This window comes from Mycoplasmatota bacterium (assembly GCA_018394295.1).
GTDB lineage: Bacteria > Bacillota_I > Bacilli_A > Haloplasmatales > Haloplasmataceae > JAENYC01.
The window spans coordinates 178,155-200,461 of the sequence record CP074573.1; the positions used below are offsets into that span (position 1 = coordinate 178,155).

Here is a 22,307-nt window from a genome sequence, read left to right on the forward strand (position 1 = left end):
AACACAATGATTAAATAATTAAGGTTAAATAAATAATAGATAAATAAATATAAAGGTGTATCTAAAACATGGTTTTGATACACCTTTTTAGGTGTTCTATAAAGCGCTATGGAGGAGAATATCCTATAATCTAACACAAGAAATAAGTTCATGAAAAAACTAAAAGAATTTGATGAACGACTAATAAATATTGGTTTTAGAATCTTGATTCTTGTTAATTTTCTTTCCAATAATTGACAAGTGAAATATAGAGTGAGATAATAAAATTAATTGACTGGTAGTGTCAAATAAATTATGAAAACACATAAAAACTCTATAATCAAAAATAAAAAGAACTGAATTTGTAGTGTGTTGGACTACAATACTCAGTTTAATCGTACTATGCATTTTATGTAAATAAAAAAAAGCATATTCAAATACGCTTAAATAGAGATACTCCTTAGTTAAGAATTAGTTTATATAAGAGTAACTCATATCTATTAGAGAAAGCCATTTGCTTGGCGTATGAGGTAAATCATCAAATTCTTCTAACTTAACAGGCGGATTATAACCTAACGATTTATGTGGTCTTAGAAAGTTAAAAAACGTTGTAAACAAGACCATATAAGCATTAGCGCTCTTGATATTACCAAATCCGTTCATTTGGATATAATCGTCTTTGAAAGTTCTATTTAAACGCTCAGTTACTTGTTTAAATGGACGGTAATCCTTGTCTGTTTTCGTGTTATTAGTGAGTCCTATAACTTGAAATAAATCGAAATTTATGTTCATGCTTTTAAAGTATGACCATGCAACGTTGTAAATAGGATTACCATCCACAACTACTTTCAAATTCTTAGGTAGTTCAGTGTATTTTTTGAATGTTTGATATAGTGAAACGACTGCTGAAAAAGTATCACGTTTACTAAAAACTTGATAAGAAGTAATAATCTTTTTAATTTTATCTGAGAAGAAGAAGATATAATGCTTCTTCCCCTTAACCCTAACATATGTTTCATCCCCACAAAGGTCAGATGATAAATCATATGGGTAATTTTCAAGTAAGGGACGAATCATTGTAGAAACACTATTTGCATAATTCATCACGGTTTGATGGGAAATCTTAACTTGGTGAATATCATACATGATAGCTGCAGTTTTCCTACTCGACAAACCGTAGTTAACGTAATACGTTAAGATTAAGCCTAGAGTATGCTTAGAATGTCTGATATTGGCTAAATCAACCTTCATATTTAAATTAGACATAGAGTCACGTTCTAGGGAATCAAAGTTAATATCGAAAGCACGATAGATATAATGAAGTTTAAATTTACCTGGTTTCTTTTTGAATTGTTTTAATTGATCTGGTGTTAATTTCTTTAATTTATCTAAATAAAAGGAACATTTCTTATGTCTACATTTATAAATAATATAACTATTACGGTCTTTAATTCTTTCAAGGTTCTTTGAACAATGAGGACATTTTAAAATAATCTTTTCAAGAAAATCATTATTCAAGGTAAATGTATGACTACATACCTTACAAAGTAACTGTTTTGATTTAATATTATTTTCATAGATGTAATCATGAGGAGCACCACAAATAGGGCAATTTCCTTTGAAATCAAGTTTTGATGGCCTTCGTCTAGTAACTGGTTTGAGATGCTTATTGTACTTTAAAAAATACACATTAAGCAATTCTTGATAATCTAGCTTTTCAACCTTCTGAATAATAGGTTCACCATCAACAGTGAACTTCCTAAAAGGTTCATAATAAGTGCCAGATGACTTAGAACTAGGTGTAGAAATAATGTGTGAATCTAGAAAAAGAATAAATTTATAAAGTAGTTTGTTTAAATACTTTAAAAATACTGAAAGAACTGATATAATTTTAACCATGATAGATACTCCTTATAGTTTTTTTGTGGTGATTAAATTATATCAGGTGTATCTATCTTTTTGTATTTATATGATAAAAAAATATAACGAGCAACCTCCAAAATACAGGGGGGGATACTTATTATAGAATAAAAACAAAATATATATAAGGTTTTGTATTGGTTTTAAGAAAAACTTTTACACTACCAATTGACTTAGGGGAGGATTTTTATGAAAAAGGTAGTATATTTTATTGTTATTATGGTATTTTCTATTTACTTATTTGTTTGTAAGAATAAAGATGAATTTAATAAAATTCCTGAATGCACAAATGGATCAGTAGAGGATGGATGTCTTATGGTAACAACTAGTAATCAACTTGAAGATAAAGATAGGCATCTTACTGTAACACCTGGTGTTCAGCTTGAAGTTAAAGATCTATCAGATGAATACTCAATTGATGCTAATACTTTAACGACATATACAAATAGTAATGATATAAATCGTTATGTTAATATTGAAGAATTCATCCAATTTTTTGAAGGTGCTATACATCCATTAAGTGTTGAGAAAGATAAGGATTTAACATTATCTTTAGAAGTTGAAACTGAAAATGAAATTGGGGAAAACGAAAAATATAATGCTAGAATAGTTTTTGATAGTGATGATGAGACGATTTATTTTAGTGACTTTCACTACTCAGAGTATTTAAATGTGGATGCAGAAACGGATTTTGGTGAAGGTTTAGTAGTTATTGATTATATCACTGAATCAAAGAGCCTTGAGAAAACAATGGATTTAAAACCCTATGGAATAAATATTGTTGAAAAAGATAACAAATACTACATTCCACTCTACTTAGCGAATTTATTATTAACAGGTGATTCTGCACATATTTATGATGTAAATTATACGTTATATTTGTTTGATAATTTCAGTGATGCAATGTTTACAGAAGATTTAACAACATATCAAAAAGTTAAAGCTACTAATAAGCTATTTTCAAATTCTAAGAATTTTTTAGCACTACTATTTGACTATTATTATGGATTAAAAGACTATAAACAAGTTGACTCTTATATTAAAGAATTTAATGATTATGAATTAGAAGAACAAGATAATTTCTTAGATTACTACAACGAATTAACTGAATTTTTAGTCGATAATGATGATTTACATACATGGTTAATTTCAACAGGTTATAATTTAGATATGGAATCTTATACACCAGATCTATCTAATCTAAAAAAGTCCAGTAATATTTACAGAAATGCAATTAGTTCATATGTGTCTCATCAGTGCTCTTTACAAACAGAAGAAATTACTTATGAAGAAATTGATGGTGTTATGTACATTAAAATTAATGCTTTTTCAGAACAGACTGATGAGTTATTGAAACCAGTAATGGAAATTGCATCTCAATATGATGATATTGTTTTTGATGTAAAATGTAATGGTGGTGGAATGGTTAGTGGTGTGATTCACTTATTATCTTATATGACAGATGAACCAATTGATATTCATTATCGTGATGAAGTGTTAGATATAAATAATAATCTTATCTTTGAAACAACTGAAAGTAATTATATGGATAAGAATTATTATGTGGTTACATCACCTGTAACATTTAGTGCTGCAAATTTATTTGTCTCTATTGTGAAAGAAAATGAACTTGGGGTTGTGATAGGTGAGCCTTCGTTAGGAGGTGCCTGCGCAATCAAAATGGTTGTATTACCAGATGGAAGTATCATTCAAATGTCAGGACCTATTGGTTTTACCAATTCAGATTATGAAACAATTGAAAATGGAGTTACTGTAGATTTTGAACTAATACCAAGTGATTATGATGAAACGTATGAAAGGCGTGCTGCCTTTTTTGCAACATCGAAGGATATTAATTCAAGTATTGACTATCAAAACTTTGATGATGAAATGACTATGGATGATCTGGTATTTTCCTGAAAAACCAATCATTTATTTTATAAATACTGAAGCTCAAACATAACATACATATAATTACGATACACAAGACCTTAATACAATTTCATTTGAATTTCCAGTAAAAACGATTGAATACTACAATAATGAAATCTATCTTACTTTATCCAAAGAAGCTGAAAATTCAACATCGAGCAATAAAGTATTTACCGTTGAAGAGAGCGGTAAGTATTTTGTTGAGATTAATACACCGACCTTATATGATATATTAATCTACAATGAAAATGGACAAATCATTAATAGCACAATTCAAGAAAACATACCACTTATATTAACTGAAGGAACATATTACTTCCAAGTAACTAATCTAGACACTATACCACTTTAATAGTTGGTGGGGTGATAACGATAGAAATAGAAGGTTATAAAGATAAAATATTTACACTATCAATACAGTAACAGGTCTTTTGTTGTCTTAGGATGTATAAGTGGAGGAAAATATATAACGTTAATGACCACCTCCACTAAATGTTTATAGATTTTTTAAAGTCTTTGATTTATAATGATATCAGGGACTTTTTTTTACAATAAATGTCATTTTTAGACACATATTTAATGAGTAAATGCCAATATACACTTTTATTAAGTCTTGATAGTAATTTAAAGTAAAAATCGGAGAAGATAAATGAAAATTTTTAATCAAAAAATCAATGTGATCCCTTTTATTATTCATAATTTATTGAAAAAGCTTTATTTTCTCGCAAATGCATTTTTTATAAAATATCTTTTTGATATGACATTAAATAATAAAAGTAATAACTTAATACAATTTTCAATATATTATCTGTTAGTTTTTATTTTTATTAATTTTCTATTAAGCATAATTAATTATTTAAACAATAAAAATAAAATGAAAAAAGCAGACAATGTTAAAATATATTTACATATAAAAGTGCTTGATTTAGAAGATACAACCCAAGGGTTTAATACAGTTGAAATAACTAAAAGAATTGATAAAGATTTAGATACTATTATTAGTACTAAAATAGATATAAATGCTGAAATTATAGGTAGTTTATTAATAACCCTTATATATTTATATATTTTATATAAAATTAATTTATTATTCTTGATTGTATTGTTAGTTTCTTCTCTTTTATTTTTCATATCACCATTAATCTTTAGTAACACTTTTAAATCAGATTATGAAAAACAAACAAAAATTGAAGAAACTTTAGAAAAAACTATTAAATCAAGTATTGATAACTTTTTAATTATAAAATTATACAATTTACAGAAATATTACTCTATGAGATATTCTATTAGTTCAAAAGATGTTACCAAAATTAGTTTTAATAATGAAAAAAATGATATTTTAAACAATGTATTACTAGACACAGTTAATATTTTTCTTAAAGTTATATTAGTAATGACGAGCTTTTACTTATTTACCAAAGGAAAAGTACCTCTTACAGATGCATTATTTTTACTATTCATCGCAAATTCCTTAAAAAATATTATATCATCGATGTTTAAATATATTAGTAAATTAAAAAGTCAGATAATTGCTAAATCAAGGATAGAAGAGTTATTTCATGAAAAAAGAGATAATTTAAATAATGTAGATTTTATTAGAGAAATTCAGTTTAAAGATGTTAGTTTATTTCATCAAATAAAAGATAAAAAAATATGCGTTTCTAAAAATATTAGTTTTAGAATAAGTAAAAAATCAGTTAACCTAGTTCATGGTGATAATGGAAGTGGTAAATCTACTTTAGTATCTACTTTATTAGGACTAAATAAATCTTATTCTGGTAATATTCTTTTGAATGGTATTAATTTAAGACAAATAGATGTTAGGTCTTTGAGAAGGAAAATTGCTTATATGCCACAAGAATCAACTTTATTGAATCAAACAGGTTATGAAAATATTTATGCAATTACTAATAATGAATATAACTTAGATAAGATGAATTATCTTATGAATGAATTAAATCTAACTGATGAAATACTGAAAATGAATATTAATGAAATATCAGGCGGAGAAAAAAGAAAAGTTGAACTCCTTAGCTTGTTACTTAAAAATTATGATGTATTAATCTTAGATGAATTTGAAAACAATCTTGATCTTGATACAATTAATAATATTAATAAATTATTATATAAGTTAGATAAAATAGTTATCATAATATCTCATAGAATATCTAATTTAGATGAATTTCAAAATAAAATACTAATAGGAGGAATGAATGAAAAAAATACTTAGAAAAGAATTTAGAAAAAAATTCTTACTTGCAATATTTATTACTGTAATTTCTGAATTAATTCTTGAATTAGTAAACATCAAATTAATTGAATTAATATCAGAAAGTATTGATAATTTTTTTATTCATTCTAATATAGATTATAGCTATTTTATAAAGTTAGGTGTAGTGTATTTAATTTTCATGTTATTAATAATTCCTCTCTCTGATTTATTTGGTAATTTAAAACTTCTAAAATCTGGAGAGGAGTTCTATAAATACATTTTTAACACCTATTTAATTCAAAAATATGAATATATTAATAGTAAAGATAAAGGGGAGTTGTATAATAACATTGATTGGCATCCTATTTCTTATACTTTAGGATCATTTGAAATATATACTAAAACAATAATAAAATTCACAACAGCAATAGTAATTATTGTGATGTTATTAACTATTCATCATGTATTATTCTTGGTTTTCTTTGGGATTACTATTTTACTAATTGTGATTCCTATTATTACTGGTAAAATAAAATCGAGATTATTTAAAGAAAATATTAATTTAAGTAATGTAGCAAAAGAGGTATCGCTTGAAACCATCGAATTAAGAGATTTTATAAGAATTAATCAACTTGAAAAATATCAAATTAATAGATTGAAAAATGTCTATTATAATTATTTCAAATCAAAAACAAAAAAAATGAGATTTAACATTTTATATGGAAATTTTAATTCAATGGTAGAATTATTTGTACATTCAATGTATTTTATAATTGGTGCATATTGTATTTCAAAATCAATTATAACGGTAGGAATTTTTATAACATTTTATGGATTATCAATTATTCTTAAGTCAACTTTAAAGAGTTTGTTTAGTCAATATTCAAGCTTCATTGAATTAAAAGTTGTTGAAGAAAAACTAATAGAACTACTCGGCAATATTGAAGTTAATAAAGGTATTGATGTTGGTCGAATAAAAAGTATTAGATGTAATAATTTTAACTTTGGCTATACGAAAGATCATGTTTTTTTGAGTAATATTAAATTAGATATAAGTGAGGCAGATAAAGTTTTAATTCAAGGTTCAAATGGAAGTGGTAAATCAACACTTGTCAAATTACTTCTAAAGACACATGAATTAGAGCGAAATAGTATTTATATAAATGATATCGATATTTGTGACTTGAATCCATATTCACTAAGAAAAGAGATTGTGTATGTACCACAAAAACCGTTATTGTTAGATGCGACTGTGTATGAGAATATCGCTATCAAATGTGATGATGAAAATAGAATTATAGAATACTTGAACAAATTTGATATTTTAAATAAAAAGGATGTTATGATATCTGAGAATCAAAGTAATCTTTCAGGTGGAGAAATTCAAAAAATATCCTTAATAAGAGCTTTAATGTTAAATCCTAGTGTTATAATTTTTGATGAAATTGACAATAATTTAGATAAAAATTCAATTGATAAATTACTTAATTATATCAACCAATTAGATTGTATTTGTATTTTAATAATGCATAAATTGAAACCTAGATTTATTAACAAAGTGTTTAGTTTAGGTGACCCGTATCCTACACAGATATAAATATTTTGTCAACAGGTTTTAAAACATGAAGAATTTTATAATTAAAACAATTCTTTTGAATATGCTAAAAGATATTTAGAGAATCAAACTTTGAGTTTTAATGAGAGAAGTATGCGAACTTTAGGTTTAATTAATGAAGACAAATATTATACTAACTTACGTCTTATTCTTTCAGACCAATCACCTTTTATACTATTTAAAATAAATGGGTTTATAATTTTATAAGTAAATTTTTCAAGTGATTTTATTATAAACTTACTTGAATAAATAAAATAAAGTCTTTGATTTATAGAATATCAAGGCTTTTTTTATTCAGTAATTGAATATTGACCAATAAATGTCCTAATATTATGCATTTAGTTGTTGAACCTTTATTAAAAATTAATGTATAAAAGGAGCAATTTGATATTATACCTATATAGTAGACACGAAATAAAAAAGTGTTGGTTATGTAGGTATTTTATTTTATAATAGAGAAAGTTGAAGACGGGAGTAATAATAATGAGTAAAATAAGTATTAAAGAATATATTAAAGAACATCGTCAAGAATTGGAACAGAATCCTAATGTGCTTAAGGTAGGTAAGATACTTCAATATACCCCTAAATTTAAGATTAAGGCTGTAGAGATGAGAAAACAAGGATATCCAATGAGGGAAATATTCGAACTAAATAAACTACCATTTAATAAAGATAAAAATGATATGTATGTACTAAAGTGGATAAAGCAATATGATGAACAAGGAAAAGAATCCTTCTATAAGAAAAATAGAGGTCGTAATAAAAATGGCAAATCAGGACGACCAAAGAAAGAAATAGAATTATCTAGTGATGAAAAAGTACTGATCCAAGAGAAATTAATAGAAGTCCTAAGAAAAGAAAATGAAGAATTAAAAAAAGAATACAGGCTAGGAAAGGAAGTGAAACAAAGCGGAAATGAGTTTAAAATTAAGCCTACTCAAGATATTTTCCGTTATATACATAAAATAAAAGATCAAGTTAAAATATCCATTGAGTTATTATGTAAATATTATGAAGTATCTCGATCAGGTTATTATAAGTGGGTTAAAACAATACCTAATAGACAAAAAAGAGAAGAACAGGATTACGCTGATTTTGTAGTTATAAAAAAAACATGGTTAAAACATAATAAGAAGCATGGATACTTAAGAATAAATATGGATTTAAAAAACGATGAAGGCATTGTCATGAATCCTAAGAAGATTTATAGACTAATGAAGAAATATGGAATACGAGCTGAAATACGTAAGGTAAACCCTTATTTAGGGATTATGCAGGCAAATAAGGAACACAATTATTTTGAAAACAAATTAGATAGACAGTTTGATGTTAAAGAGCCAGATACTGTATTTGTGACCGACATAACTTATTTAATCTATGGTAACCAAAGATATTATTTATCTGTCGTTAAAGAGCTTTGTACGAGAGAAATAGTGGCTTGGAAGCTATCTAGAGGATTAAGTTTAAATTTATCACTTGAAATAATTGATCAACTTGTTAAAAAATACGGAAAGAAAAAGTTGAAAAACACCATGATTCATTCAGACCAAGGTGTTCATTATACAAATCCGTCATATGTAAATAAATTGAAAGAATTAAATATAATACAATCTATGTCTAGAAGAGGTAATTGCCTGGATAACGCTAAAATGGAAACATTCTTTGGTCATTTCAAAGATGAATGTGATTATCAACAGGCTAAAGACTTTTATGAGTTATATAAAATTGTTGATAACTATATGAGATATTATAACTGTAAGAGATATCAATGGACATTAAATAAGATGGCCCCTACTCAATATAGAAACCATCTTAAAGCAGCTTAATGAAATTTTTACTTTTTTTGTTTCTGTCTACTTGACAGGTGTAAGTTCAATTTGCTCCTTTTAATTATTGGGTATTCGTTTTGTCATAAGCAATTAGAATATATTTTTCTCCTAATTCTTTTTCTAATTGTTGAATCTTTTTTAATTGTTCTGTATTTAAGTTAGAAACAGGATATTCCATAAAATCATCACTCCTTATTTTGTATTATGCCCAATAATAATAATATTTAGCCATTTTTTTAGAACAAACATAAGTAAATAAAATAAGTAGTATAATAGCATAATATTTGGCAAATAATAAAAAATATTATATAATTATGGTAGACATAAGGAGGAATATTAATGATTAGTGAAAAATTAGAAAAAGAGTTAAATTTACAAGTTAATCGTGAGATAGAATCAGCTTATATTTATCAAGCGATGGCTGCATATGCAAATGAGTTGGATTTACCTGGAGCTGTAAACTTCTTTGAAGTACAAGCTGAAGAGGAATTATTCCATGCTAAAAAAATGATGCACTTTATTATGGACCGTGGTGGAAGAGCTGAAATTACTGGATTTGAAACACCTAGAAAGGATTACTCATCTTTACTAGATGTATTAGAGAATGCATTAATTCATGAAAGAAAAGTAACTGGATGGATTAATGATATTATGGATATCGCGATTTCCGAAAAAGATCATGCTGCACGTTCATTTTTAAATTGGTATGTGGATGAACAAGTAGAAGAAGAAGCACAATTTGAAGAATTAATTGCGAAAGTAAAGAAATTAGATGTGGTTGGATTATATTTAATTGATCAAGAAATGGCAGCAAGAACTTTTACACCACCACAACAAGCTTAATTAAATTTCAATTTCTACCAGCCTTTCTTTATTATATAAAAAAGGCTCATTAGGATAATAAGGTTACTAGCTTAATCAAGTTGGTAACCTTTTATTTATTGAGAGAATATAATTACTAAAAAACCCATATAATTGGTTTCTTTATCTCTAAACTAAATTATTTAAGAATAATTCAAATTCATTTTTTTCTACTACAATCAAATACACATGTATGATTCAATATTTTATGATATTAGAATTTAAATTATCAGGTAATGAATGTAGTGTTTATTGTGGAGTCTATTTGTAATGTTATATGGATTGGTTGAAAGAAGTTCAAAGAAACAAGTTATGTTAACACAAATGGTGCTGTTCATTTATATAAATAGGGTTAAAAATATCGTCATATGTGAAAAAAAGAAAATAGAACCAACTAAGACTACTATATTTATAGTCGTTTTTTGTGATATAATAAACAGTATAGGATAAGTTCTTTTTTTATTTTTTTCTGTGTTTACAACTTAATTTAGAATATATGTGGGGAGGGAAAGATGAGAATAAAAGTCAATAAAGAATATTTGAGTAAGTACTATGTTGAAGACCATAAATTCTTTACATATGTTGGTCAAAATAGTATTATTCACTTCTATGATACTGAGGTTACAGATTTTAATGATGTATACAAGAATCAAGAAATTGATGTTCAAACAAGTGGAAGTGAGTATTACGTATTAATTAAGAAAAGTTATTTTGATTATACTTTAAGTGAAAATAAATCTGCGTTAGAAGAATTTGAAAGAATACTAAATTACAATAAAGGTATTGCTGGGTATTTCTTCTATCTTTTTCCGTTTATTATTTATGTGTGGCAATTTAACTTTTTACCAGGATTATGTTCATCCTTCATACTATATAGACTTCCTTTTGTACTTCAAGTATTAGGTGTTATTTTTATATATTTTATATTTTACGGAGTACCTATTTATCTCTTCTTAAAACTTAGAAAAAGTCGAATTCAAGCAGTGTGGTTTGGTAAGTATATTTTGCAGAATATTAAGAATAAAGAATATAGGTTAAAACGAGAAGAAATTGTCAATCCTAAGGTAAAGAAGGTTAATTTTTGGCATCAAAGACTATTTGGTTTTGTGGGTTTCTTTTTTCATCACTTTGGTAAAAAAGTTGCATTTATGTATATTGCTTTTATTTCATTCTTTGTAATTATTATTGGTATATTTTTTCAAATGTGTGACGAACCGATTGATTATTTACCAGTGTTAACTAGAGAATTATGGCTTTCTGATTTTGATAGACTAAGGTTTATTAAAACTAAATATGAGTTTGAAGAAATAATATATGACTTAGAAGTTGAGACTAATGTTGAACGGTGTGGAGAATATATCTGTAATTTTGGCTCAAACTCTAAATTATATGATAGGGATTTTAATGAAATTGAATTAGAGGTTTATCTAGGTGATACAGAAAAGTTTTATAGACTTGTTGGAGCTGGTGAAGGTAAAGCAGTAATAAGTTACAGATTAGAAAATAAACGCATGGCTAATTACAAAATTATCGATTTAGTAAATGAAAAAGTCATTATTAATATAGACAATTCATATCTGAATCTTAATGCTGATGATTTAATATTCTTTACAAAATGCGAGATGTTCAATGGAAGCATTTATCTAGTTGGTTCTCAATATATTGATGAAGAAAGAAATGGGATAATTTATAGAATAAATGAGAGTGAAGATACTCAAATATATACTTCAACTAATGATTTCCTATCGAGTATGGCTATTAAGAGTGATGCGATAATTATTTCAGAAATACAAAGGAAAATAACTGAAAATCCGATTATTAAAGAACTAGATTTAGATTTAAATGTGATCAAGCAAACCGTTTTAAATGATAATCATGTACTATATTCATGGGTAGTTCAAAATGAGGTTATCTTTTTGGATTATAAAGGTTCTATCTACAAATACTTCAAAATGAATGAAGACTTTGAGGTAGAGTACCTTTATACCTATGTATTAGATGCTTTTCAGCTGCATTTCTTTGAGGATACAATTATACAAGGTTATTCGCTTACAAGTTTTACTGAATTTGATAATGAGTTCAATAAAGTAAACAAAGGTTTAGAATGTTTCGGATGCTCTGATGAAGAATACTTTGCTTTTTATAATTTTATTCTTGTGGATGATAAACTTTATGCTGTAAATAATGATAGAGTTATTAAGTTCACATTAACAGATGATTATGATTACTCAATTTTAAGAGGTACAATAACAAATATAGGATTTATAGTTTTTCTTTCTATTTTGATTATTCCTTCAACTATAAGTTATTTAGTTTTAAATAAAAGACAAAAATCAGTAGATTCAATATTAAATTATTTTAATTATCAAAAAAAATTAAATTAGATATAATCTTTGATGTTGGATATCAGTGAGTTGTTTCTATACTTAGATTATTTATGCACAATAGAACTGATTTAATAAAAAATATATTAACAATTGGAAGTGTGAAAAATGAATGAAATATTAAAAAAGGTTTTAGTGACAACATTTATTATAGTCGCATTTACTTTATATGTTTTATTCATTTTTTTCACAGATAATGTTCCTGTAAAAGAATTGGAATATATAGGAATTCTATTGTGTTTTGGTTTTAGTTATATAATATATGATACCTTACTTGATACATGGACTGTGCGTATTGCCTTATTCTTTACAGCTATCGCAGATCTATTTTTACTCTTAATGGTTGGGTATGAGGTAATCGGTGTTATCGTATTCAGTATTGTTCAGCTTATTTATGGAATTAGGCTAATGTTTATGGTCAATCGTAAATTGACGCTTTATAAGTCAATTAAATTAAGACTCGTGTTCATTATAATATTTCAATTAATTGGTTTAATCATTGTTAAGAATTATAATCTATTAATCCTAATTACATTATTTTATTTAGCTAATCTAGTTACAAATGTCGTCTTAGCAATTTACCACTATAAGACAAATACAGTCTTTGCGATTGGTTTATTCCTCTTTCTGTGTTGTGATATTTTTGTTGGATTAAATAATAGTCAAGATTATCTGAATATATCAGGAAGTTCAATTTGGAATAAACTATTAAACTTGCCAATTGATTTAATATGGTTTTTCTATTTTCCATCTCAGGTACTCATTACAATTAGTATTTTAACTAATAAAGTGATTCTTACATCAAAGCACAGGTGTTAATTGTTGTAATATAAAATAGGATAAAAATTGAAAAATTATTAAGTATATGAAAAAAATTATAACTTATGAATTCTTAATTAATATAAGTAGCAATTGTTTTTGTACATAACATTTTTCAATGCTGCTAAGGCAATTAAAGGCACTAGAGAAAATTTATTAACAGAATTACCAAAATCCGCGATTGCAAATATAATTACAGAAGACAATGTTCAACATTAAGATGTATAACGACAGGTTGACTAGGACGTACATTGTTCTAGTCAATTTTTATCTAATCTGGAGGTAAAGTGTGAAAAAAGGAATTAAATTTTTAATTTTTCTTAACATTATTTGTTACATTAATTTATTTATATTGTCCTATAGAACATCACTAGTAGGTATGAACATTGTAAATCAGATTTGGCTAGTATCACCTTATTTGTTTGTTTTTATATTTTTATATTCTTTTTCACCATCTTATTCTACGATAAAAAAATATAGTGTTATCGATTATGTGATCAGAATATTAGCAATATTAATTTGTTATAAAGCAAGTAATTTTAATTTCAATTCAAAAACCTATATTATCTTAACCTCAATAGCAGTTTTAATTTTCATTATTAATTTTTTTCTAGAAGTAAGGATGTATAATAAAATTAAACAATACTGTGATAATAATGAAGATAAAAAGGGATTAAGTTTGAATGATGTAATGATTTTATCTAAAGATAAAGAAATTAATGAACAATTTAAAAAATCAGGAAAAAGAACACTCAGATCTTTATTTAATTGGTGGAATCTTATATTTGCATGGGTGATATTTATGTTTTCTATTGTTTTTTTGAAATCAGATATTTCATGTTTTATGATAATAGCTATAATTTTATTATTAATAGTTACCTATTTAGTAATTAAGAGTATTTTATCACACCTAATAGTTTTTCATTATGTAGATTATACAGATGATTATAAAAAGAAGAGAAAAATTATTAATGTGGGTGGAATAATATTAGCTTTTATCAGTGTATTTTTTATTACATTTCTTGGGGGTGAAGATTTAGCTTACTGTAATGGATTAGTAATAATATTTTTCTTACCTCTTTATAGAACTGAAAAGTACGCTATCATTAAAGAAAAAGAAGAACTAGATCAAATTGTTGAAAATAAAAAAGTTTAAATTTTAATAAAATCTATTGAGATTCATTTAATTTAAAAAGTGTGAACATCCACATCAGAGCAAGACATACTTTATACATAATATAATTATAGAAAAAAACTTCTATGGTTTTATAAAAACTATAGAAGTTTTTTTGAGAAAAAGCGGATTTTATTATAAAAAGTAGGAGAGATGTCTAAAATGTACCGTATATTCAATGAAATATATAATAAAAATGATGAATTTCATTAATAAGTTCAATTGTAATAATGTAAAATATGTTGTTCCTTTTTATTAATTTTGGATAGTTAACATTAAATTTTATTTCAATCTCTAGTAACAAATTGTGATATATCGACTAAATTTATCTCTTTTTTGTACAAAACATTTTTCAATAATGGTAAAACCACTTGAAGTAATTAATTCACTCATATCATCCATTGAAATAATAATTGCTTTTCTAGCAATTTTTTTTGTTTTTTCAATGATTAATGATTGCTCACTTAATGATGTTTTAGAGAATTTACCATATGGTAAATCAACAATAGCTACATCATAAGTATCAGTTATATCGCATATATTTTTCTTTTTTACATCATCTTTAAATCCAAAGAATTTAAGATTTTCATTACACTTATTAACAACAACTGGATTTAAATCAAATCCCTTAATATTTACACCCATATAGCGTCCTTCAATGATTACAGTACCAATACCACAACAAGGATCAACTAAATTTAAATTAAAGTTGTTACTAATTGCGATGTTAATAAGTGTTTTCGCTATTACAATATCAAGCGCATATGAGTAGTTAAATGGTTTTTGTTTTCGTTCTATCCAAGTACTATCATTTTTTATATAATGACCAAAGATCCATTGATTGTTTATTTTTGTTAATGCTAATTTAATTTTAGGATTGTGAAGTGCAAAATTACCCTCAATCGCAAACCCAATTGTTCTTAATGCTTTTAAGCTATCTTCGTATTTTACTTTATCATCTGTTTTTATAAATCGAATTTTATAATCTTCATAAAATAATTGATCTTTTTTTACTGCTCTTTCTAAGGCTTCTAAACTATTTTCTAGATATAGGATAACTATGCAACCTTTTATGAAAACACTTCTTGATGGATCAATATAATTTGAGGTTGTAAAGTATTTATTCTTTGGTATAAATCCAAAGATAGACTTCATTTCTATATCACATAGATCTTTAAGATTATCAGAATAATTTAAAAAATATTGGTATTTGATTATATTATCATAGTTATTTGTTTTATTTGAACTTCTCATAATATCATACCTTCACTCTAGAGATTAAATCTTTTTTAATTATATCATTAATAGTCTACTAAGTCATATCAGATGATGAATTATGAAAAGAAATAATACAATGACAATTTTAGTATTTTGATTTATATAATATATCATGTCATTGAGATAATTAAAGAAAAATATCTTAAACCAATTAATAACCTTACCTATTATATTGAACTCGATTATCAAAAGTTTTTATTAATTCCTTCGTTAGATGAACTATCAGAGACATATAAATTAAACAAATAAAAAACCCATATCTTACGTTTTCTAGGTGAGGATTTCTTGTTACAAGGTATGCTATAATTACGCGTACAATTATTGGTAATAATTGGTATATCAATTTGTCATAATATGGTATAATTTTTGTGAAATAAGAATACAAAGTATTGGTAAAATATTGGATATATCCTCCAATTTATAAAATTCTTATAATTTCATTAATAATAGGAGCATTGATACTTGTAATTGGGATTATAATTTAATTCAGTCTTAAGGGAAAAAGTGAATGTTTAAGTGTATTAAAAAGAAAAGGAGTAAGTATGGAGAAGTTAATAAATAATAATGATCACGTAATCAAAAAGGCTTTTAATAATAACGTGATGTTTACAGCAGCATTTATAACAGGACCAGTAATAATGACAATCATAACTGTGTTGAATATGCACAAATTAAAGGTTAAGAAAACGAAACAACTTGTATTATTAATAATAGGAATTATTTTTTGTTTATTGTATTTATATGCTTTCACTTTGGATAATTCAAAATATGTTTTCTTGACTATGTTTGCAACAGGTTCAATAATCTATTGGATTTATAATTTACTTGCAAGAATGGATATTATCATTTTTGAGAAATTAACACCCAAAACTAATGTTTTAGAAGTTTCAATTAATAAATATTACTATATGGCTCTTTTATTACATTTTGTAATTAGACGTTTGGCAGGTGCTTTGTTATGATACGAAACGATATTCGAAAGAACTTTGAACTTGCTAACCATTATTCCAATACAGGTAAATTTAAAGAAAGTGAAGAGTTATATAAATTAATAATTGAAGATGGTACAAATGACTATGGAGCTTATGTAAATTTAGCCAATCTTTATAGAAAATATGGAAAATCCCTTGAAGCTTATGAAGTATCATTAGCAGCAAGAGAAAAATATGGACCAGATTTACTAATAGATCAATTTATTTATTTTTATTTTTTAGATATTCATGACTATGTAGCAGCTGAAGATATGCTTTTAGATTGTTTAGAATTAGATCCCAATGATAGTAGTATGCTAATTCGGTATGCTGATTTATTAATTATAACAGGTTGTAAAGATAAAGATAAAATAAAGTATTTCATTGAAAAAGCAATTGAAAATGATCCAAATAATAATGTTGTTCTACAGAATTGTATCAATTTCTATTCATTAAAGCTTAAGTACCTAAAAGATCTAAATTTTTTACTAGAACAATTCTTCGAAAGTCAAATAGATGAGTTTAATAAATATTATACATTAGGCCTTGTTGAGTATGAAAAAAGAAATTATAAACAGTCATATGAATACTATTATAATGCTTTTATGATACGACCTAATAATCAAACAATTTTATATCTACTGAATGAATTAAAATTTAAAAAAAGTAAATTTTATATTCTACGAATGTTGGTTGAGAGATTTGGTGGTACCCATTTATATTACGGTTTATTGATAGTATTAAGTATTGTCTGTGATTTTATTGGGTTAAGTTCTTACAGTAAGTATTTTTTGATGATTACAGCATTCATTACAGTTTATTGGTTAATAACATATCTAATTATTAGTTTATCATATAAAAAATTATTGAAGGAGAATCATTAAATGTATGAATTAGAAGATTTATATGAAGAATTAAAGAATAGTGACAATAAAAGTGAAATCTACTATGAAATAGCCCTAATTTATATTAATAAAGGATTATTTCAAAAAGGATTATTTGAACTAAATAATTGCCTTAAATATGATAGTAAGGGAGTATTTAAGCGAAATATTATCGACTTAATTGATTATATTATTCCATTTTTACCAGAAAAAGTTAGTGGATCAAAAAGACAAGAAGAAATAGATCGAAGTATCACCTTTAAAGATGTTGGTGGGCTTGAAGAAGTAAAAAAAGCTGTTGAGATGAAGATAATCAAACCGTTTAAAAACCCAGAATTGTTTAAGAAATATAAAAAGAAATCAGGTGGAGGAGTACTGTTATATGGACCTCCGGGATGCGGAAAAACATTTATTGCTCGTGCAACAGCTGGTGAGTGTGGTGCTCATTTTATAAATGTTTTTATCTCAGATATTTTAGATCCTTATATTGGTGTTAGTGAAAAAAACATTAAAGAAGTATTTGATAATGCTCGTGCAAATAAACCATGTGTTCTCTTTTTTGATGAGATAGACAGTTTAGGTCATAAAAGATCTAATTTACGCGGTAGTAATGTTAGAACAACAATTGATGAATTTTTAACACAGCTTGAAGGATTTAATACGGATAATGATGGAATATTGATAATATCAGCGACTAATACACCTTGGGATGTGGATGATGCTTTTCTAAGACCTGGGCGTTTTGATAAAATGATTTTTGTAACCCCCCCTGATTTAGCAGCTAGAATGGAAATATTTAAAATTAAAACAACTGATCTAACGATTGACGATGTTAATTATTTAACCCTTGCGGAAATGACAGAACTTTATTCAGGAGCGGATATTCAAAATGTTGTTGAGCTTGCAAGTGAATATGTAATAAATGAAGTATTTGAAACAGAAAATGAACGAAATCTTAATATAAATGATTTTATTAAAGCAATTTCAACTACTCACCCGACTACACTCGAGTGGATTAAAACAGTTAAAAACATCATGAGATTTTCAAGACGATCATTATATGAAGAAGTAAGAAATTATATCAAAAGGAATAAATTATGATTTCAATATTAAATTTTATTCCTACTAATGAAAATTAAGTAATTAATAAAAAAAACTAAAAAAACTTTTAATTTTTCATTATATAAAAAGGGTGATATTTAAATGACAAATATAACTATTTTTAAGGGCGATATAACAAAAATAAAAGTTGATGCCATAGTAAATGCTGCTAATAGTAGTTTGCTTGGTGGAGGAGGTGTAGATGGAGCTATTCATAAAGCTGGAGGAAAGAAAATATTAGAGGAGTGTATGTTAATCAGGAATAAAAAGGGCAGTTGTAAGACTGGAGAAGCAGTGATTACAACCGCTGGACGATTAGAGGCAAAATATGTAATTCATACTGTTGGTCCAGTTTGGAATGGTGGTAATAATAATGAACAGTTATTATTAAAAAACTGTTACTTAATTTCTCTTAAGTTAGCAGTAGATAATGGTGTAAAGTCAATTGCTTTTCCTAATATAAGCACTGGAATATATAAATTTCCTAAACAGTTAGCAGCGAAAATCGCAATTAAAACTATACAAGATTTTGTTGAAACAGATGTAAATATAAACGAAATAATTTTAGTTTGCTATGATGAAGAGAATTATAAAATATATTTGAACATAATAGAAGACAATGAGTTGATAAATATCAGTTGAATTTACAGTTATCAATATTCTTTTATCAAGATATTAGAATAATGTACAATTATTCTTGTTTAAAATGAGATAGATTTCCTAAGAAATAAAACTTAGACATCTATCTCTTTATTTTTAAATCATATAATGATTAATATGAAGTTTACAACGTATTAGTTTACTCAAATCAATGCTTAGTTGAGTCATTCAATGAAGAAGTTATTGATTAAAATTGCTAATTGACTATAATGAAATGGAGGAGGAAAGTTATTATGGATTATCAAAAAATAGGGACTTTTATAAAAGAACTCAGAATGGAAAATAAGTTAACACAAAAAGAAGTAGCAGACATTTTAATTGTTACTCCACAAACAATATCAAAGTGGGAATTAGGACAAAGTTTACCTAGTATTGATTTGTTACAATCTTTAAGTCAAATTTATCATGTGACTGTTGATGAGATTATCAATTGTAAAATAAATGAATCTAATCAAAGAAATAAAAGTAGATTTGACTCAAGAAATATCCTTTCATACATTATTTACTTATTGTTATTAACTATCGGTATAACAATTTGTTTTGTCAATTATCTAGCAATAGATTCACGAATACTAGACTATGGATTGAATAGCTATCCATTTGAAGGTATCTATAATTTTACTCAGGTATCAGTAAAATTATCAAACTGGTTAGTCATAATTTTTACTATATTCTTACCAGTATTACTTGCAACACTTCATGTTCTAGATAAACGCAAAAAATTTCTTTTATCTATTACGATACTTGCTATACTCCTATTAATCACATTTCAAGTTCCAATTATTGCTTCACCAGGATTTATTACTGCTGAAATTGGATTAATGCTTCACTTTATATATACATTATTTTTAATTTTATCAACCATCATCAATTTATCTTACTTTAATATTGATGTCTATTGGTTGATAAATAAAAATAAAAAAGAATTTATTAGTTCTACTGTAATGTTTTTATTAACGATTATCTTACCATTTAATTATTATAATGGTTTCAACTATTTTGGTGTTTTTGAACAAATATTATTTTTCTTCATGTTGTTAGCACCATGTATCATAATTTATGAAACGGTAAATGGATTAAAACGATTCGCAACTTTATATTATGTTATTCTAGGAATTTCTTTAATTTTTAGTAGTTTAGTTAATATATTTAATTCAGAAATATTAATTGGTTCATTTATACAATTAATTTATATCTTATTTTTAGTTATTCCAAATTTTAAAGAAAATCGACTTAATATTAATTTGAAAAATTTAATGACCTCTAACTTTCTTTATATTGAAATAATATCCTTAGTAGTTTATTTATACTACTATATTAATCCAGGTGATTTATTTTTCTCAATTAAAAGTGCAGATATTATTTTTATAACAAATACATCAGTGGGTAAATTCTTTCATCTAAATATTATTATCCTTTTATTAGCTATGATATTAAGCGTTGCAAATCTTCGCATTATGACAAAAATATTTGATATAATGTGGATACTATGGGTGACTTATTTTACGCAAAGTATTTTATTTGATTATGTTTTAAATCCTAACTATAAAACAACAGATGGAATATATCTTTTTATTCCTCCTATATTAATTATTTTGTTTTTTATCTTTTATTTAGTTTTACCTAAAAATAAAACAAAATTAACAGAAAATATGAATTTAGAATAATCAAAAACTTCATTACATTCACAAGCAAACAAGGTATGGTTATACACTCATATTCATTAAGTGCGAATAAATAGGGTTTCTTTATGGAAAGGGAATAGTTGAAAAAATAGATTTTAATTAAACTGATGTAGACAACTAATAAAAATAAAACAGGTAACAATTTGATATCTGTTTTATTTTTTAAAAATTTTAAATGAATTTAAAGAAAATTATTCTTGTTATATTAAGATGAAATATATAGATATATTTATAGAAATCATAAAGTCTTTGGTTTATAATATAACTAAAGTCTTATTTCTTATTAATAAATGCTTTAAATCAAAATAATCAAAAAAGAGTTAATAAATAAAGGAAACTGACTTAAGTTGGTAGTAAGAGGATTTAATTTAATTTGGGAGGATTTTTTATGAGGAGATTATTAAAAAATTATTTATTTATAGTTTTACAATGTATTAATTTAATCTTTCTAATTTGTTTTTTACTTGCCTATAATTTATTAATTAATAATAGTAATGAAATCAAATTTTTATCAAATATCTTATTATTTGATTTTTCCAATGATGTTGGACTTGCTTTTTTCTTAGTATATATTGTATTTCCTATAATTTCTTTAATATTATGGATATTGGCAACTATATTTAATTTAAAGAATAAAGATTCGAAAATTAAACGAATTAATTTCTATGTTCCATTTCTAATAAATCTTGGATTTATTAATTTATACCATATCTGTAAATTTTACCAAGTGATGTGTATAAACATTTTTCATATATTTCTTATATTAACTCCTTTATTATCACTGATTTTAATTGTTAAGTTACTTAAAAACAAAAAGAATAATTTAAATTCAAAAATCAATTATATATTTAAAATCCTAGTAGTGTTACTAATATTTGTTGCTACTGACATCTGGTTAGGATTATTTTATTTGATGGTATACTATTATAGTTCACTTGGAGTGTAGAATTCTATATAAGTAATTTAGAACAATGAAGTCATATCGCCATGTTACTATAATAT

At 25.4% G+C, this 22,307-nt stretch carries 16 protein-coding genes; 14 read left to right on the plus strand and 2 right to left on the minus strand.

Going from position 1 to position 22,307, the window contains the following annotated elements; translation table 11 throughout:
* Positions 1-450 precede the first annotated feature (450 nt).
* Positions 451-1,878, minus strand: coding sequence for a DDE-type integrase/transposase/recombinase (locus tag KHQ81_00845; protein ID QVK18295.1), 1,428 nt, complete (start codon positions 1,876-1,878; stop codon positions 451-453).
* 210 nt (positions 1,879-2,088) lie between these two features.
* Between KHQ81_00845 and KHQ81_00850 the strand changes: the two genes are divergently transcribed.
* From KHQ81_00850 to KHQ81_00885, 8 genes are all read left to right on the plus strand, one after another.
* Complete coding sequence (locus tag KHQ81_00850) at positions 2,089-3,819, plus strand: hypothetical protein (GenBank protein QVK18296.1); 1,731 nt, start codon at positions 2,089-2,091, stop codon at positions 3,817-3,819.
* A 661-nt stretch (positions 3,820-4,480) separates the two neighbouring features.
* On the plus strand, positions 4,481-6,061 hold the full coding sequence (locus KHQ81_00855) for an ABC transporter ATP-binding protein (GenBank protein ID QVK18297.1): 1,581 nt from the start codon (positions 4,481-4,483) through the stop codon (positions 6,059-6,061).
* Positions 6,045-7,640 (plus strand): ABC transporter ATP-binding protein, encoded by a 1,596-nt coding sequence (locus KHQ81_00860; GenBank protein ID QVK18298.1) that lies wholly within the window; start codon positions 6,045-6,047, stop codon positions 7,638-7,640. The genes KHQ81_00855 and KHQ81_00860 overlap by 17 nt, the downstream gene beginning before the upstream one ends.
* Positions 7,641-8,141: 501 nt before the next feature.
* Positions 8,142-9,485 (plus strand): IS3 family transposase, encoded by a 1,344-nt coding sequence (locus KHQ81_00865; protein QVK18299.1) that lies wholly within the window; start codon positions 8,142-8,144, stop codon positions 9,483-9,485.
* Positions 9,486-9,827: 342 nt separating this feature from the next.
* Entirely contained in the window at positions 9,828-10,331 is a 504-nt protein-coding gene (locus tag KHQ81_00870) for a ferritin (protein ID QVK18300.1), read from the plus strand.
* Positions 10,332-10,861: 530 nt separating this feature from the next.
* Positions 10,862-12,733, plus strand: a complete 1,872-nt coding sequence (locus tag KHQ81_00875; GenBank protein QVK18301.1) for a hypothetical protein — start codon at positions 10,862-10,864, stop codon at positions 12,731-12,733.
* 108 nt (positions 12,734-12,841) lie between these two features.
* On the plus strand, positions 12,842-13,552 hold the full coding sequence (locus KHQ81_00880; protein QVK18302.1) for a hypothetical protein: 711 nt from the start codon (positions 12,842-12,844) through the stop codon (positions 13,550-13,552).
* 289 nt (positions 13,553-13,841) lie between these two features.
* Entirely contained in the window at positions 13,842-14,708 is an 867-nt protein-coding gene (locus KHQ81_00885; GenBank protein QVK18303.1) for a hypothetical protein, read from the plus strand.
* Between the two features lie 312 nt (positions 14,709-15,020).
* Here the strand turns inward: KHQ81_00885 and KHQ81_00890 are convergent, their stop codons facing one another.
* A complete protein-coding gene (locus KHQ81_00890; protein QVK18304.1) occupies positions 15,021-15,980 on the minus strand; it encodes an SAM-dependent methyltransferase in 960 nt (319 codons plus the stop codon).
* 566 nt (positions 15,981-16,546) lie between these two features.
* Here KHQ81_00890 and KHQ81_00895 point away from each other — a divergent pair.
* From KHQ81_00895 to KHQ81_00920, 6 genes are all read left to right on the plus strand, one after another.
* Positions 16,547-16,966 (plus strand): hypothetical protein, encoded by a 420-nt coding sequence (locus KHQ81_00895; GenBank protein QVK18305.1) that lies wholly within the window; start codon positions 16,547-16,549, stop codon positions 16,964-16,966.
* Positions 16,963-17,859 carry a hypothetical protein gene (locus KHQ81_00900; protein ID QVK18306.1) on the plus strand — a complete coding sequence of 299 codons (897 nt, stop codon included), beginning with the start codon at positions 16,963-16,965 and terminating at the stop codon, positions 17,857-17,859. Before KHQ81_00895 ends, KHQ81_00900 begins: the two co-directional genes overlap by 4 nt.
* A complete protein-coding gene (locus tag KHQ81_00905; GenBank protein QVK18307.1) occupies positions 17,860-18,960 on the plus strand; it encodes an ATP-binding protein in 1,101 nt (366 codons plus the stop codon).
* Between the two features lie 102 nt (positions 18,961-19,062).
* Positions 19,063-19,602 (plus strand): O-acetyl-ADP-ribose deacetylase, encoded by a 540-nt coding sequence (locus KHQ81_00910; GenBank protein ID QVK18308.1) that lies wholly within the window; start codon positions 19,063-19,065, stop codon positions 19,600-19,602.
* Between the two features lie 251 nt (positions 19,603-19,853).
* Positions 19,854-21,287, plus strand: a complete 1,434-nt coding sequence (locus KHQ81_00915) for a helix-turn-helix transcriptional regulator (protein ID QVK18309.1) — start codon at positions 19,854-19,856, stop codon at positions 21,285-21,287.
* A gap of 406 nt (positions 21,288-21,693) precedes the next feature.
* On the plus strand, positions 21,694-22,251 hold the full coding sequence (locus tag KHQ81_00920) for a hypothetical protein (GenBank protein QVK18310.1): 558 nt from the start codon (positions 21,694-21,696) through the stop codon (positions 22,249-22,251).
* Positions 22,252-22,307 lie beyond the last annotated feature (56 nt).